This is a genomic window from Microbispora amethystogenes (assembly GCF_016863015.1).
Lineage (GTDB): Bacteria > Actinomycetota > Actinomycetes > Streptosporangiales > Streptosporangiaceae > Microbispora > Microbispora amethystogenes.
Genome location: NZ_BOOB01000027.1, coordinates 17,264 through 32,517, shown reverse-complemented (window position 1 = coordinate 32,517; position 15,254 = coordinate 17,264). Strand labels below are relative to the sequence as shown.

Sequence of the window (15,254 nt, the reverse complement as noted above, 5' to 3'; positions counted from 1 at the left end):
TTGAGCCATGCCCTACGATGACGCCCGTCCTGTGTCGTCACCGGCTGTCCTGATGCGCCGGGTACGCCCGGAATCTCCTGTTCAGGCGTTCCTCTTCGCCCACACGCCGTCCGTCGTCGTCTACGACTGTCGCTGAGCCCCGGCCGCCTGCAGCCGCCCGGTCGATCCCGGCCGGAACCCGGCTGGAATCGCCGCCCGCCCGGCCATGTTCCATCCAGATGAACGGACGCGCGCTCCGCACGGACGCACGCGGGCGGACGTGAGTAAACGGACGCCCACCCCAACGACGACCACAGATCAAGGAGATTGAGCCGAGATGGCCATCGAGGTCCGCATTCCTACCATCCTCCGCAGCTACACCGATGGCGCCAAGGCGGTCAACGCCAAGGGATCGACCCTCGAAGAGCTGTTCGGCGACCTGGAGTCGCGTCACCCCGGCCTGAAGGACCGGCTGGTGGACGACTCGGGGCTGCGCCGCTTCGTCAACGTCTACCTCAACGACGAGGACGTGCGCTTCCTCGGCGGGCTCGGCACCCCGGTCGCCGACGGCGACACGGTGACCGTGCTCCCGGCCGTCGCGGGCGGAGCGCGCTAGATGCGCTTCGACTCGCTGATCGACTCGGTCGGGCACACCCCGCTGGTGGGGCTGCCCCGGCTCTCGCCGTCCGCCGACGTGCGGATCTGGGCGAAGCTGGAGGACCGCAACCCGACCGGGTCGGTCAAGGACAGGCCAGCGCTGTGGATGATCGAGCAGGCCGAGAAGGACGGCCTGCTCACGCCGGGCTGCACGATCCTGGAGCCGACCTCCGGCAACACCGGCATCTCGCTGGCCATGTCGGCGAGGCTCAAGGGCTACCGGCTGATCTGCGTCATGCCCGAGAACACCTCGGAGGAGCGCCGCCAGCTGCTGCGCATGTGGGGCGCGGAGATCATCTCCTCGCCGGCCGCGGGCGGCTCCAACGAGGCCGTACGGGTGGCCAAGGGCCTCGCGGCCGAGCATCCCGACTGGGTGATGCTCTACCAGTACGGCAACCCGGCGAACTGGCGTTCCCACTACGAGTCCACCGGGCCGGAGATCCTCGCGGACCTGCCGGGCGTGACCCACTTCGTCGCCGGGCTCGGCACGACCGGCACGCTCATGGGTGTCGGGCGCTACCTGCGCGAGCACGTGCCGGGCGTGCGGATCGTGGCCGCCGAGCCGCGGTACGGCGAGCTGGTCTACGGCCTGCGCAACGTGGACGAGGGGTTCGTCCCCGAGCTGTACGACGCGTCCGTGCTGACCACCCGTTACTCGGTGACCTCGGCCGACGCGCTCCGGCGCACCCGTGAGCTGCTGGCGTCGGAGGGCATCTTCGCCGGCATCTCGACCGGCTGCGCCCTGCACGCCGCCCTCGGCATGGCCCGCAAGGCCGTGGAGGCGGGGGAGCGGGCCGACATCGTGTTCATCGTGGCCGATGGCGGGTGGAAGTACCTGTCCACCGGCGCCTACGAGGGCACGCTCGACGAGGCCGAAGACCGCCTGGAAGGCCAGCTCTGGGCCTGACTCCCGCCCGCCCGCCGCGCCACCCGTCCGCGGCGCGGCCGTGCGGGCCGGGGGCTCAGGGCCGGGAGCTCAGCCGAAGACGACTCTGAGGGTGAAGCTCGATCCGGCCTCGCCGGAGGTGCCGCTCAGCCCGACCGCCCGCAGCTTCTCCAGGTCCCGCCGCTCGGCGTCCCCGGCGCCGCTCAGATACAGCTTCTCCAGCCGGTCGAGGTCGGCGTACACCGCGTAGGTGGCGTTTCCGGCGTCCGGGACGGCCAGGCGGAACGTCTCCGACTCGGCGAGCGCGCCGCCGCCGCCGAGCGTGGCGGCGTACTTCTGGGTCGTCGCGAGCACGAACCGGCCGTCGCCGCTCGCGGTGGCGAGGTCCGCCGCCCCCTGCCCGCCGCCGAGGCCGTCGAGGAACGCCTTCATCCTGTCCACCACGTCCTGAGCCTTGCCGGCGTCGGTCGTGAGCACCGCGCCGAAGGCGGGCCGCGGGCCGTCCAGGCCCTTCTCGTCCAGGGCGAGCGTGAGGTTCCTGCCCAGCAGCGTCACGAGGTCGTCCGGCAGGGACAGGCCGTACTGCCGCGCCGCGTCGAGCGTCTCCGCGTACGGCCCGCCGCCCGCGCCGTTCGCCGCCTGCTCGATCGAGGGCCACTGCTCGCGAAGCAGGTCGCCCAGGCCGGAGAACGACGCCGCGGCGACCGTGGTCGCGGGCAGTTCGCCGATCCGCACCGGCTCGGGACGGCCCGGCGCCGTCTTCCCACCGCGGGTGATCCCGGCCAGTTCCGCGTAGTCGCCGGAGAACCGGAGGGCGCCGGCGAAGCGCATGCCCTTCACGCGGTCGAACAGCGGCTCCGCGCCGTCCCGCCTGGGGTACGCGGCCTCGACGGACTTCTCCACGTCGGCCCAGAACGACAGCACGCCCGGCTCACCCAGCGTCCGGAGGTCGTCGGCGAAGCGGGGCTCGCCGGACAGCGGCGCCGCCGTGACGTACTGGTCGGCCAGCTTCTGGCTCGGGGCGATGACGGCGTAGCCGTCGCGGAACGCGAGGCCGCCCTTCCCGTCGCGCAGGCCCAGCCGGGCGATGCCCGCTCTGGCCGCCGCCTCGTCCCTGACCTGTACGGCGATCGCCCCGACGGGGTCGCCGCCGTCCGCCGAGGGGAGCACGGCGAGGCCGGCGCGGTCGCCCAGCCACGGCTCGACGTCCCTGGCGTAGTCGACCTTCGCGAGGCCCGTGCCGTCCTTCCCCAGCGCGTTGACCAGCGCCTCGCGCGGGTCGTCGCCGGCGAAGGCGTCCCGGGTCGGGGAAAACCTGCGGGCGATGCCGAACAACGCGAGCTTCTGGTCGGCGGAGGGATCGAGGTCGAGCCGGACGTAGGCGATCGCGCTCGCGGGCAGCACGTCCTGCGGCTGCGTGCCGCCGCCGCTGAGCTTCGAAGCCGCCCACACGCCGCCTCCGCCGACCACCCCGACGAGCACGGCGGCGACGAGCGCGAGGATCCAGCCGCGCGCCCCCCGCCGGCCCCCCGGAGCCGGCGCCGACGCGGACGGCGGCGGTTCGGCCACCGTGCTGAAGCCGATCTCCTCCTGCTCGCCCCACGCGGGCAGGCGTACGGTGTGCGCCTCCCGGCCCGGGGGACGGGGGAACCGGTAGGAGATGGTGCGGTCGAGTTCGCTCTCGTCACGCGGGCCCCAGGGACCCGGTGCCGGTTCGGGGTGTCGCGGGTGCGGAGTCCGGGAATCCGGCTGCCGGGGGGAGCGGTCGGCGGGTATTGGCTCACTCACAAGCGTCGTCGGGTCGTACGCCCGGAGGCGTCGTAGCCCGGAGGCTAGGAGCCCCCGCTAGAAGGGCGCTTGCAGCCCGCTTGACCGTGATGCCCATGTCGGGGTCTCGGGTGATCCCCGCCCGCGACGGCGAAGAGCGCCACGCTACAGTAACGAGCAGAACATCATTCGGTAGAGCGGCGAGGGGCGCATGACCAAGTTCGACGAGGCCACGCGGGCGATCCGGATCGACGACACCACCTACGACGTGTGTCTCGACGACGGATACTCCATGGGCGGGCCGCTGAACGGCGGTTATCTCATGGCCACCGTGCTGCGCGCGGTGACGGACGCCTCGCCGCACCCGCACCCGGTGTCCACCAGTGCCCAGTTCCTGCGGGTGGCCCGGCCGGGCCCGGCCCAGGTCGTGCTCGACCAGCTCAAGTCGGGCCGTACCGCCGCGATGACCCGGGCGCGGCTCGTGCGGGACGGCGAGACGTCCGTCGAGATGCTCGTCACGACCGCCACGCTGGACGGATCGGCGGCCCCGGACTGGTCGGACGGCCCGTCGGCGGACATGCCCGGCCTGGACGGCTGCGTGCGCCTGCCCGATCCCAAGGCCGCGTCGGCGATGAACTTCAGCGCGCGGATGGAGATGCTGTTCGACCCGCCCACGATCGGCTGGCTGACCGGGGAGCCCACCGGACGGCCCGAGTCGCGGGCCTACTTCCGGCTGGCCGAGCCGCAGGACCCCGACCCGTTCGTGCTCGCGATGGCGGTGGACGCGCTGCCGCCGGTCGTGTTCTCGGCGGGGGCGCGGGGCTGGGCCCCCACGGTCGAGCTGACCTGGCACCTGCGCGCCCTGCCCGCGCCGGGGTGGCTCACCCTCATCGGCGGCGGGCGGCTGATCAGCGACGGTTGGTTCGACGAGGAGGTCGAGGTGTGGGACTCGGCGGGCCGGCTGGTCGCCCAGTCACGCCAGCTCGCCCGGCTCGGCCGCGGCTGACGGCCGCCCCCGCGCGTTGTGAGGTTTCTTACCGTCGGCGGCGGGGACCGGTCCCCTAACCTTGGGAAGCGTGCCGGAGGACAACAGCAGGGCGATCGGGATCTTTGACAGCGGGGTGGGCGGCCTGACCGTCGCCCGGGCGATCATCGACCAGCTGCCCCACGAATCGATCTTCTATGTGGCCGACACGGCCAACCAGCCGTACGGGCCCAAGCGCATCGCCGAGCTCCGCGCCTACGCGCTGGAGGTGATGGACCACCTGGTCGAGCACGGGGTGAAGATGCTGGTGATCGCGTGCAACAGCGCCAGCTCCGCCGTGCTCAGGGACGCCAGGGAGCGCTACGACGTCCCCGTCGTCGAGGTGATCCAGCCCGCCGCGCGGCGGGCCGTGCGGGCCACCAGGAACGGCAGGGTCGGCGTGATCGCCACGCGGGCCACCATCGAGTCGATGGCCTACCACGACGCCTTCGCCGCCGCCCCCGACGTCGAACTGGTCGCGGTGGCCGCACCCCTGCTGGTCGAGTTCGTCGAGCGCGGCGAGACGATGAGCGACGATCTCATCGAGGTGGTCCGGGGCTACCTCAAGCCGATCCAGGACGCCGGCTGCGACACGCTGATCCTCGGCTGCACCCACTATCCGCTGCTCACCGGCGCGCTGTCGTACGTCGCCGGGGACGGGGTCACGCTCGTGTCGAGCGCCGAGGAGACCGCCAAGGACGTCTACCGGATCCTGCACGACCGGGGGCTGTCCAACGGCGCGGGCGTGCCGGGGCACCGCTTCCGGGCGACGGGCGACACCGAACTGTTCGAACGGCTCGGGCAGCGGTTCCTCGGCCCAGAGCTTCAGTCGGTGGAGCGGACCGCCCCCGGGCTCGGCGAGGCGACCGGCGTGGGGAGCCCGCGATGAAGCTGACCGTCGTCGGGTGCTCGGGCAGCTTCCCCGGCCCCGACAGCCCGTCCTCCTGCTATCTCCTCGAAGCCGAGGGCTTCCGGATGCTCGTCGACTTCGGCAGCGGGTCGCTGGGCGCCCTCCAGCGGCATGCCGGGCTCTACGACGTCGACGCCGTCCTGCTGTCCCACCTGCACGCCGACCACTGCCTCGATCTGTGCGCCTACCACGTCGTCCGCACCTACACCCCGGACGGCCCCCTGCCGAAGATCCCGGTGCACGCCCCCGCCGGAGCCTCCAAGCGGCTCAACGCGGCGTACGCCATGCCGGACGAGCCGGTGCTGGAGAACTCCTTCGACTTCCTGCGGCTGTCGCCCGGCACGCGGCACGTCGGCCCGTTCGAGGTGACGGCCGCCCCCATGAACCACCCGGTGGAGACGTACGGCTTCCGCGTGTCCCACAGGGGCCGTTCGGTGGCGTACTCGGCGGACACCGGGGAGTCGGCCGAACTGGTCAAGCTCGCCCACGACGCCGACGTGCTGCTGTGCGAGGCGTCCTTCCTCGACGAGCCGGGCCTCGTGCCCGGCCTGCACCTCAGCGGCAGGCAGGCGGCCGAGCACGCCGCGCGGGCGGGCGTCGGCACGCTCGTCCTCACCCACCTCGTGCCGTGGTACGACAAGGCCCGCATCCTGGAGGACGCCTCGCGCGGCGGTTTCGACGGGCCGATGGAGTTGGCGCGGAGCGGCGCCGTGTATGACCTAGGGTGACCCGTATGGCTCGTTCACACGGTCGTCGATCCGACCAGCTACGTCCCGTGACCATCACCCGGAACTGGCTCGCCCACGCGGAGGGCTCCGTACTGGTGGAGTTCGGGGGCACCAAGGTGCTGTGCGCCGCGACGGTCGAGAGCGGCGTGCCCCGCTGGCGCAAGGGCAGCGGGCTGGGCTGGGTGACGGCCGAGTACGCCATGCTGCCCCGGTCGACCAACACCCGCACCGACCGCGAGTCGGTCCGCGGCAAGATCGGCGGGCGTACCCACGAGATCTCCCGGCTGATCGGCCGCTCCCTGCGCGCCTGCGTCGACTACAAGGCCCTGGGCGAGAACTCCGTGCTGCTCGACTGCGACGTGCTGCAGGCCGACGGCGGCACCCGCACCGCCGCCATCACCGGCGCGTACGTCGCGCTGGCCGACGCGATCACCTGGATGCGGCAGCGCCGGATGTGCCCCGGCGACCCCCTGGTGAACTCGGTCGCCGCCGTCTCGGTCGGGATCGTCGGCACCGAGCCCATGCTCGACCTCGACTACAGCGAGGACGTCAAGGCCGAGACCGACATGAACGTGGTCATGACCGGCAGGGGCGACTACGTGGAGGTCCAGGGCACGGCCGAGGGCACGCCCTTCGACCGCACGACGCTGAACGGCCTGCTCGACCTCGCCGCGAGCGGCTGCGCCGAGCTCACCCGCCTGCAGACCGAGGCCCTCTCCTGACCCCTCTCCCGACGAGTACCGAGGACGAGAGCATGAACAAGGTGGTCCTGGCCACCCGGAACGCCGGGAAGATCGTCGAGCTGCGCCGGATCCTCGCCGACGCCGGGGTGCCGGTCGAACTGCTGGGCCTGGAGGCCTTCCCGCACATCGGCGACGTGGCCGAGACCGGCCTCACCTTCGCCGAGAACGCGCTGCTCAAGGCGCACGCGGTGGCCTCGCAGAGCGGCCTGCCCGCCGTCGCCGACGACTCAGGCCTCTGTGTGGAGGCTCTGAACGGCATGCCGGGCATCTTCTCCGCCCGCTGGTCGGGCCGTCACGGCGACGACGACGCCAACCTCGACCTGCTGCTGGCGCAGATCGGCGACGTGCCGGACGGCCGCCGCCAGGCCCACTTCGCCTGCTGCGCGGCGCTCGCGCTGCCGGGCGGGGAGGAACACGTGGTGGAGGGGGCCATGCACGGCTTCCTGATCCGCGAGCGGCGCGGCACGGGCGGCTTCGGCTACGACCCGATCTTCGTGCCGGACGGCGACACCCGGACGACCTCCGAGATGTCGGCCGAGGAGAAGGACGCGATCAGCCACCGGGGCCGGGCCTTCCGCGCGCTGGCTCCGGTGATCGGCCGAGTCGTCTCGTAATCGGGCCGTAAGACCGCCGGGGCGGGCGCGGGCGTAGCGTTCGGACCGTGAACGCAGAAGGCATCCGCGAAGGCACCCGCGAGAGCACGGGCGTGCCCACCTGGGCCGCCGTTCTGACCGGCCTCGTCGCCGCCGCGGTGGCGCTGGGGACGGCCCAGCTCGTCGCCGGTCTGGTCGATCCCGCCGCGGCGCCGGTCGTCGCGGTGGGCGGCGCCGTGATCGACGCCACGCCCGCCGGTCTGAAGGAGTGGGCGATCCGCACGTTCGGCTCCGGCGACAAGCCGGTGCTGCTGACCGGGATCGTCCTGGTGCTCGCGCTCATCGCCGCCGGGCTCGGACTGCTCGCCCGCCGCCGGACCGCGTACGGCATGGCGGGGCTGGCCGTCTTCGGGCTCGTCGGCGCCGCCGCGGCGCTGTCCCGGCCGGACGCCGGAGCGGCGCACGTGCTGCCCTCGCTCGCAGGGGCGGCGGCCGGGGTGTACGCCCTCTCGCGGCTGTGGCGGCGCGCCACGCGGAGCGACGAGGACGACTACGTCGCCGCCAGCAGGGCCGCTGACAGGGCCGCCGAGGCCCGAAGCCACACCCCGGCCCAGCCGGTGAGCGACGTCGTCCCGGTCAGCAGCCCGGCCGGCCCGGCCACGCCCGCCGTGATGCGGCCGGGAACCATGTCTTCAGGCCTCAGGCAGCCTTCCGCGCCGGCCGCGGAGGCGTACGCGTTCGACCGGCGCAGGCTGCTGAACGGGGTGACGGCGGGCGTCGTGGTGGCGGGAGCCGGAGGGCTCGGCGGATGGCTGCTGTCCGGGCGCAAGAACGGCGAACTGGCCAGGCGCGGCGTGGCGAAGGTCCTCCCGCGTGCGGCGCGGCCGGCCGCGCCCATCCCGGCCGGGGCGGACCTGCGCATCCCGGGCCTCACCCCGTTCGTGACCCCGAACGCGGACTTCTACCGGGTGGACACCGCTCTCGTGGTGCCGACGGTGGACCCGGCCCGCTGGACGCTGAAGATCCACGGACTGGTGGACCGGCCGGTCGAGCTGACCTTCGCCGATCTGCTCAAACGGCCCCTGACGGAGGCCGACGTCACGCTGACCTGTGTGTCCAACGAGGTCGGCGGGTCGTACGCCGGCAACGCGCGCTGGCTCGGCGCGCGCCTGGCCGACGTGCTGCGCGACGCCGGGATCCGGCGCGAGGCCGACATGCTGCTCAGCGTCTCCGAGGACGGCTGGACCTGCGGCACACCGGTCGACGTGGTCATGGACGGCCGGGACGCGCTGCTGGCCGTCGCGATGAACGGCGAGGTGCTGCCCGAGGAGCACGGCTTCCCGGTCCGCCAGGTCGTCCCCGGGCTGTACGGGTACGTCTCGGCGACCAAGTGGGTGACCGAGATCAAGGTCACCCGGTTCGACCGGGACGAGGCGTACTGGACGCCCCGCGGATGGGCGGCGAAGGGCCCGATCAAGACCCAGTCGAGGATCGACCTGCCGCGCGGCGGGGACAAGGTCCGGGCGGGCCGCACGACCGTGGCGGGGGTGGCGTGGGCCCAGCACCGGGGCATCGACGCGGTGGAGGTGCGGGTGGACGGCGCCGGATGGCAGCAGGCCAGGCTGGCCGGCACGACAGGGCCCGACACCTGGCGGCAGTGGTCGCTCGAGGTGGACCTGACGCCGGGCAGACACACGATCGCGGTGCGGGCCACCGACGCCACCGGCTACACCCAGACCGCGGACGAGGCGCCGCCCGCGCCGGACGGCGCGACCGGGTATCACTCCGTCACCGTCACGGTCCGCTGAGCCTCGCCACGGACGCTCACAACCGGCTGGGTCTGGAGTTGGGAAAACCCGCCGCGCCTCGTAGGGCCCGCCCCTACCATCGGCACCCTGATGGGGCGCGAAGAGGGGGGCCAAACGCGTGAACCAGGAGAAGGCGCGTCGGCATGCGAGGTGGCGGCTGCCGTCGGGTGTGTACAACCCGGTCGTCGCGGCCGACGGCCGGCGATGGCGGGACTACGAGCAGGCCGCCGAGGCGCCTGCTCCCTCGCTGGGGGACCGCCGCCTGGAGGTGCGGATCGCGGCACTGCCGCTGGGCGTGGAGGCCGGGGCCGTGCCGGTCGTCCCCGCCGCCAGGAACGGTGACAACGCGGGCCACGGCCTGAGCATGTCGGTCGGCCGCCGCGGCGGGCCGCCGGTGATCCGGGACGCCGTCCCCGCCACGACACCCGCCGAGGAGACCGGGATCAGGGAGGACGACGGCGATCCTCAGGCCGCCGTGACCACCGAGGCGACCACCGAGGAGACCACCGAGGCGATCACCGGGGAGACGGCGGAGGCGGCGGCCGGGGGGACCGCCGCCTCCGCCGTTCCCGATGGCCCGGCACCTGGTGCGGAGCACACCGGCGCGCTTCCGCCCGTGGACGACGGTCAGGACGCCGTCGCCAGGACCGACCTCCCCGATGCCGAGGACGCGCTTCCGTACGCCGAGGACAGCGAGGCGAACCAGGGCGAGGAGGACAGCGGCGCGGCACCGGCCGTGCCCGGTGGCTACCCGTCCGCCGGCGTCTCGGGATCACCGCACGGCCCAGTGGACGGCGGCGCGACGGCCCGCATGCTGGACGGCAGTGCGACGGACGCGGGCGACGGCGAGCGGCCGGTTCCCGGGGAAACGGACGCGGTCGCTTCGGCCGAATGCGGATGGCCGGACGAGGCCGTCCCGGAGGTCGGCCATCTCGGGCACTCCGGCGAGACCGCGGAATCCCGTCAGGACGAGGCGTCCGGCGACGCCCCCGAGGCAGGCGCGCGGACTGCTTCCGAGGTAGCTCCCGAGTCGGGTGCGGTGACGGGGCCCGAGACGGGTGGGGGAGCCGGTCTCCGGGCGGGCGCGGGCGTCGCTCCTGAGGCGACGCCGGAGGTGGGTTTCGCAGCGGGTGCCGAAGCACGCCGCGAGATGGGCCGCGAGATGGGCCACGAGATGGGCCAGGGCGCGGACGCCGGGACGGACGAGTTCGCCGACGGCGACGACTTCTGGTCGGCCGTCCTGCGGGACGAGACGGAGCGCGACTGGCTGGACGGCCCGGATCGTCCCCGGCGGCTGGAGGAGACCCGCACGTACGGCCGGCCGGGTGGCCTGGCCGAGGCGGACCAAGAGGGGCAGGCGAGCCTGGCACAGGCGGTGAACGGGCGCTTCCCGGACCCGCGCGGCACCTGGATCCGCCTCATCAACGCCGAAGGTCCCACGGAGGACGCGTTCAGGTCCAACAACGCCGTCGACTGCGCGCTGTCGGTGATGTCGACCTGGCACGGCGAGCCCGTGGTGGCGGCGCGCAGGCATCCCGAGTACGACCCGTCCGGCCGGCCGCTGCTGACCGGGGAGACCGGGGGCGTCGCGCGGGCCGAGGCGTGGCTCGGGCACCGCTTCGAGTACGTGGGCCACGGCCGCCGGGCGTACGTGGCCGTCGCCCAGCGGCTGATCTTCGGCGGGCACGGCGCGGCCGCCGTCCTCATCACCCGGTGGGCCGGGGGCGGCAGCCACGCGTGGAACGCCGTGAACTGCCGGGGAGAGGTCCTGTGGATCGACGCCCAGCGGGGGCACATGGCGGTGGACCCGCCGTACGAGGACGTCACGGGCGTCTTCGCGGTGGTCGTCGACCGCCAGGGCCGAGGTCTGTGACGGCCTGAACCGGAGGTCGCCGCAGACGGTGCCTGTGCCGAGGCCTGCGCGGTGCGCGCCGCGCGTGGGCGCCGCGTCCGCCGGATCCGGCGGACGCGGCGCCCGGCCCATCCAAGGGGCCGTCGTCCGGTCAGGAGGCCGCCAGCGCGCCGACGACCGAGGCGCGGGCCGCGCGCCGGGCGGGCAGCACCGCGGCGAGCACTCCCGCCAGGCCCGAGGCGGCGATGAAGACCAGGATCTGCGTGACCGGGAGCCGGAAGGAGACGTCCTGCGTCAGCGTCGCCGTAGCCGCCCAGCCGTACACCACCCCGAGCACGACGCCGACGATCGCGCCCACCAGGCCGAGAACCAGCGCCTCGACCGACAGCATCCCCCGGAGTTGCGGCCGGGTCAGGCCGAGCGCGCGCAGCAGCGCCGACTCCCGGGTGCGCTCGTGGACCGACAGCGACAGCGTGTTCGCGATGCCGAGCAGCGAGATCACGATCGCGAGGGCCAGCAGCCCGGTGACCACCATGAGCACGGTGTCGATCGCCTCGTCGAACTGGCCGCGGATCTCGGTCGTGCTGCCGACCTTCACCGCCGGGTAGGCCGCGGTCGCGTCGTCGACGACCGCGCGCGCCCGCTCGGCGGGCACGCCGGGGGCGGCGTTCACCAGGATCTGCGCGTCGTCGACCCTGCCGAAGCGCTGCTCGAAGGTCTGCTCCGCCATGGTGAACGGCGGCAGCAGGGACACGCCGGCCTTCAACACCGCCACCACCGTGAGCGGGACGCTCCGCCCGCCCGACGTGACGGTCACGTGGTCACCGACCTTGACACCGAGGTCCTGGGCCACATAGTCGGCCACGGCGACATTGCCCACGCCGAGGCGGTCCAGCGTGCCGGCCGACGCCTCCGTTCTGACGGAGGTGCCGAGGGCCGATCGGGTGACGGTGCCCACCTCGTAGTCGTGGCCGTTCACCTTGGCCTTCTTCCCCCGGAACTCGGTCACCGAGGACAGGTCGCGGCTCGCGCGCAGGCTGTCGGCGATCGAGCGGGGGATGCCGCCCGTCTGCGCCGTCAGGATGTAGTCGGCCGGGAACTGCCGGTCGAGCTGGTCGCCCACGGTGCTCCGCACCGTCGCGGTCAGGACCGACATGAACGTCATCAGCGTCACGCCGACGGTCAGCGCCACGGTGGTGGTCGCCGCGCGCTTGGGATTGCGCCGGGAGTTGTCCACCGCGAGCCGCCCCGGCACGCCGAACAGCCGCGCCGGGACCCAGCCCGCCAGCCCGCTCAGCGGCCGTACGATCACCGGCCCGAGGACGAGCACCGCGAAGAAGACGAGCACGCCGCCGGCCATGACCGTCAGCAGCGCCGCCTGGCCCGGGCTCTGGAGCACGCCCGCCGCGGTGAGGCCGGCCCCCGCCACCGTGAACAGCGCGGCGAAGACCACCCGGACGACGCCGGTGCGGAACGTGTGCTCCTCGGCCTGCGTGCCCAGCGCCGCGACGGGCGGCACGCGGGTGGCCTGACGCGCGGGGAGCAGCGCGGCGGCCATCGTCACGACGACGCCGGTGCACAGCCCGATGGCGATGGTTTGCGGGGAGAGGCTCACGGTGCCCGTGGGGACGTCCGCGCCGAACGCCTTCAGCGCGGCGACGGCGGCGGCGCCAAGGCCGAGGCCGGTCAGCAGGCCGAGCACCGACGACAGCAGGCCCACCACGGCCGACTCCAGCACGATCGAGGCGAAGACCTGGCGCCTCGTCGCGCCGATGCAGCGCAGCAGCGCCATCTCGCGGGTCCGCTGGGCGACCAGGATGCCGAAGGTGTTGTAGATCACGAGCGCGGCGACGAGCAGCGCGACCGCGGCGAACAGCAGCAGCCCCGTCCGGAGGAACGCCGTGTCCACGTGGTTGCTCCGGGCCAGCTCGTCGCCGCGTTCCCGCCCGGTCATGACCTTCACGCCGCTTCCCACGGCCGCCGCGACGGCCGTACGCAGGGTCTCCGGAGTGGGACCGGAGGAGACGACGTCGATCTCGGTGAAGCCCTTCGCGCCGGTGACGAGCCGGGCCGTTTCCGGGGTAAAAGCGACCGCTCCCCGGTAGGCGAGGTTCTGGTCGAGACCCACGTCGAAGATTCCGACGAGCCGGAACTCGTGCCGCTTGCCCGCCTTGTCGAGCACGGCGACGGTGGCCCCGGGCGCGTACCCCTGGGCCTTGGCGGTGTTCTTGTCGAGCACCGCCTCGCCGGCGGCGGAGGCCGCCCTACCGGATGTGATCTTCATGCGGCTCGCCGGGATGGAGACGCCGGCGGTGGGGTAGTCGCCCACGACCTTGCCGTCCCTGCCGATCAGCGGCGCGTCGCCGGACAGCACCGGCTGGGCGTCCCGGACGCCCCGCACCGCCCTGACCGCGGCGAGCGCGCGCTCCGGCAGGATGCCGTCGTCCTCGGCGTCCGCGTCGTCCGCGGGCGTCACCACCACGTCCACCTTGTCGGCGTCCGCGGCGAACGACCGGGAGAACCCGGCGTCGATCGTGTCGGTGAGCACGAACGTGCCCGCGATGAACCCGACCCCGAGCACGATGGCCAGGGAGGTGAGCATCAGGCGGAGCCGGTGCGCCAGGAGCCCGGCGAGAGTGGTCCGGAACACGGCTCAGGCCTCCAGCGCCATCAGCGCGTCGAGCACGGTCTGCGGCGTCGGCCGCTCCAGCTCGCTCACCAGCAGCCCGTCCCGCAGGAAGATCACCCGGTCGGCGTACGACGCCGCCACCGGGTCGTGGGTCACCATCACGATCGTCTGCCCGAGCTCGCGTACCGACCTGCGCAGGAACGCCAGCACCTCCGCGCCGCTGCGCGAGTCGAGGTTGCCGGTCGGCTCGTCGGCGAAGATCACCTGAGGCTTGCTGATCAGCGCCCGCGCCACGGCGACGCGCTGCTGCTGGCCGCCCGACAGCTCGCTCGGCCGGTGCCCGAGCCGGTCCCGCAGGCCCACCGTCTCGATCACCCGGTCGAACAGCGCCTGGTCGGCCTGGCGGCCCGCGATCTCCAGCGGGAGCCGGATGTTCTGCTCGGCCGTCAGCGTCGGCAGCAGGTTGAACGCCTGGAAGATGAAACCCACGCGCTCGCGCCGCAGCAGCGTGAGCTGCTTGTCGCCCAGCCGGGTGAGCTCGGCGTCACCGATGGCCACCCGCCCGTCCGTCACGGTGTCGAGCCCGGCCAGGCAGTGCATCAGCGTCGACTTGCCGGAGCCGGACGGCCCCATGATCGCGGTGAAGGCCTCGGCGGCGAAGTCGACGTCGACGCCGCGCAGGGCGTGCACCGCGGCGTCGCCCGTGCCGTACACCTTGGTCAGGCCCCGCGCGACCACGGCGGTGCGGGTCTGGGTTGTTGTGCTCATAAGCCCACGCTATGGGCGTGATCAGGGCGTTTCCTCGGCCTCGCGGACGTTCTCGGCGTGCGGCCCCGGGACGGGTGGCGAGGCGCGGGTGCGACTTTCGGGGTAGTCCCGGATCAGCCCCTCGGATGATCGGGGGAGACCACCCCGGTCTCGTACGCGTACACGACGGCCTGAGCCCGGTCCCGCAGCCCGAGCTTGGCCAGCACCCGGCCGAGATGGGTCTTCACGGTCGCCTCCGCCAGATGGAGGCGCGTCGCGATCTCGGTGTTCGACAGGCCGCGGGCCACGTGGAAGAGCACCTCCCGCTCCCGCGCCGTCAGGGCGCCGGTGTCCTGCCGCCGCCGGTCCCCCTCCGGCAGGAGCACGGCGAACCGGTCGAGCAGCCGGCGGGTCGTGCTCGGCGCGACCACCGCGTCCCCCGAATGCACCGACCGGATCGCGCTGATCAGCTCGGCCGGGGGCACGTCCTTGAGCAGGAACCCCGCCGCGCCCGCCTTGATCGCCGCGAACGCGTACTCGTCCAGGTCGAACGTCGTCAGGATCAGCACCCTGGGGCCGCCGGGCGCGGCGCAGATCACACGGGCCGCCTCCACGCCGTCCATCCGGGGCATCCGGACGTCCATCAGGACGACGTCGGCCTCGATCGTACGCAGCGCCTCGACGGCGGCCTGCCCGTCCGCCGCCTCACCCACGACCTCGATGTCCGGCTGCGCCCCGAGGACCATCCGGAACCCCGTCCGCACCAGCTCCTGGTCGTCGACCAGCATGACGCGTATCACTGCCACTTCGCTCCGCTCGTCACCGTCGCGCTTCCGACACCGTACGCGAGCCCGCCGGCGGACGGGCTCGGAGCCTTCTCCCGGACCGGCCCGAGAGCGTGACGCGGCACGGGCGAGTCCTTCTGGCAGGG

General features: G+C 73.4%; 13 protein-coding genes. 9 read left to right on the top strand and 4 right to left on the bottom strand.

The genetic code is table 11. From position 1 onward, the window contains the following. The first annotated feature begins 316 nt into the window (after nt 1-316). Nucleotides 317-595: a MoaD/ThiS family protein gene (locus Mam01_RS18830; protein WP_150939378.1), complete on the top strand. Its 279-nt coding sequence runs from the start codon at nt 317-319 to the stop codon at nt 593-595. After that, nucleotides 596-1,543, top strand: a complete 948-nt coding sequence (locus tag Mam01_RS18825; RefSeq protein WP_204286597.1) for a PLP-dependent cysteine synthase family protein — start codon at nt 596-598, stop codon at nt 1,541-1,543. 69 nt (nt 1,544-1,612) lie between these two features. Here the strand turns inward: Mam01_RS18825 and Mam01_RS18820 are convergent, their stop codons facing one another. Then, nucleotides 1,613-3,310 carry a DUF3352 domain-containing protein gene (locus Mam01_RS18820; RefSeq protein ID WP_204286596.1) on the bottom strand — a complete coding sequence of 566 codons (1,698 nt, stop codon included), beginning with the start codon at nt 3,308-3,310 and terminating at the stop codon, nt 1,613-1,615. 190 nt (nt 3,311-3,500) lie between these two features. Here Mam01_RS18820 and Mam01_RS18815 point away from each other — a divergent pair, with 190 nt between their 5' ends. The 7 genes from Mam01_RS18815 (at nt 3,501) to Mam01_RS36765 (ending at nt 10,968) form a co-directional block, all read left to right on the top strand. Continuing rightward, entirely contained in the window at nt 3,501-4,295 is a 795-nt protein-coding gene (locus tag Mam01_RS18815) for a thioesterase family protein (RefSeq protein ID WP_204286595.1), read from the top strand. Nucleotides 4,296-4,365: 70 nt separating this feature from the next. After that, nucleotides 4,366-5,202, top strand: coding sequence for a glutamate racemase (gene murI, locus Mam01_RS18810; protein ID WP_373868704.1), 837 nt, complete (start codon nt 4,366-4,368; stop codon nt 5,200-5,202). After that, on the top strand, nt 5,199-5,951 hold the full coding sequence (locus tag Mam01_RS18805) for an MBL fold metallo-hydrolase (protein WP_204286594.1): 753 nt from the start codon (nt 5,199-5,201) through the stop codon (nt 5,949-5,951). The genes murI and Mam01_RS18805 overlap by 4 nt, the downstream gene beginning before the upstream one ends. A 5-nt stretch (nt 5,952-5,956) precedes the next feature. Then, the gene (gene rph, locus Mam01_RS18800; protein ID WP_150939365.1) at nt 5,957-6,673 is read left to right on the top strand and encodes a ribonuclease PH; all 717 of its coding nucleotides are present in this window, start codon (nt 5,957-5,959) and stop codon (nt 6,671-6,673) included. A gap of 32 nt (nt 6,674-6,705) precedes the next feature. Continuing rightward, a complete protein-coding gene (gene rdgB / locus Mam01_RS18795; protein WP_204286593.1) occupies nt 6,706-7,308 on the top strand; it encodes an RdgB/HAM1 family non-canonical purine NTP pyrophosphatase in 603 nt (200 codons plus the stop codon). Between the two features lie 47 nt (nt 7,309-7,355). After that, a complete protein-coding gene (locus Mam01_RS18790; protein ID WP_239101422.1) occupies nt 7,356-9,095 on the top strand; it encodes a molybdopterin-dependent oxidoreductase in 1,740 nt (579 codons plus the stop codon). A gap of 118 nt (nt 9,096-9,213) precedes the next feature. Then, nucleotides 9,214-10,968: a toxin glutamine deamidase domain-containing protein gene (locus Mam01_RS36765; RefSeq protein WP_239101421.1), complete on the top strand. Its 1,755-nt coding sequence runs from the start codon at nt 9,214-9,216 to the stop codon at nt 10,966-10,968. Between the two features lie 130 nt (nt 10,969-11,098). On the opposite strand, the gene Mam01_RS18780 is transcribed toward Mam01_RS36765, so the two are convergent. The 3 genes from Mam01_RS18780 to Mam01_RS18770 all read right to left on the bottom strand — a co-directional run bounded on the left by Mam01_RS18780 (nt 11,099) and on the right by Mam01_RS18770 (nt 15,123). Beyond that, nucleotides 11,099-13,597 carry an ABC transporter permease gene (locus Mam01_RS18780; RefSeq protein ID WP_204286592.1) on the bottom strand — a complete coding sequence of 833 codons (2,499 nt, stop codon included), beginning with the start codon at nt 13,595-13,597 and terminating at the stop codon, nt 11,099-11,101. Between the two features lie 3 nt (nt 13,598-13,600). Next, the gene (locus tag Mam01_RS18775; protein ID WP_204286591.1) at nt 13,601-14,344 is read right to left on the bottom strand and encodes an ABC transporter ATP-binding protein; all 744 of its coding nucleotides are present in this window, start codon (nt 14,342-14,344) and stop codon (nt 13,601-13,603) included. A 113-nt stretch (nt 14,345-14,457) separates the two neighbouring features. Further along, nucleotides 14,458-15,123 (bottom strand): response regulator transcription factor, encoded by a 666-nt coding sequence (locus Mam01_RS18770; protein WP_239101439.1) that lies wholly within the window; start codon nt 15,121-15,123, stop codon nt 14,458-14,460. Nucleotides 15,124-15,254 lie beyond the last annotated feature (131 nt).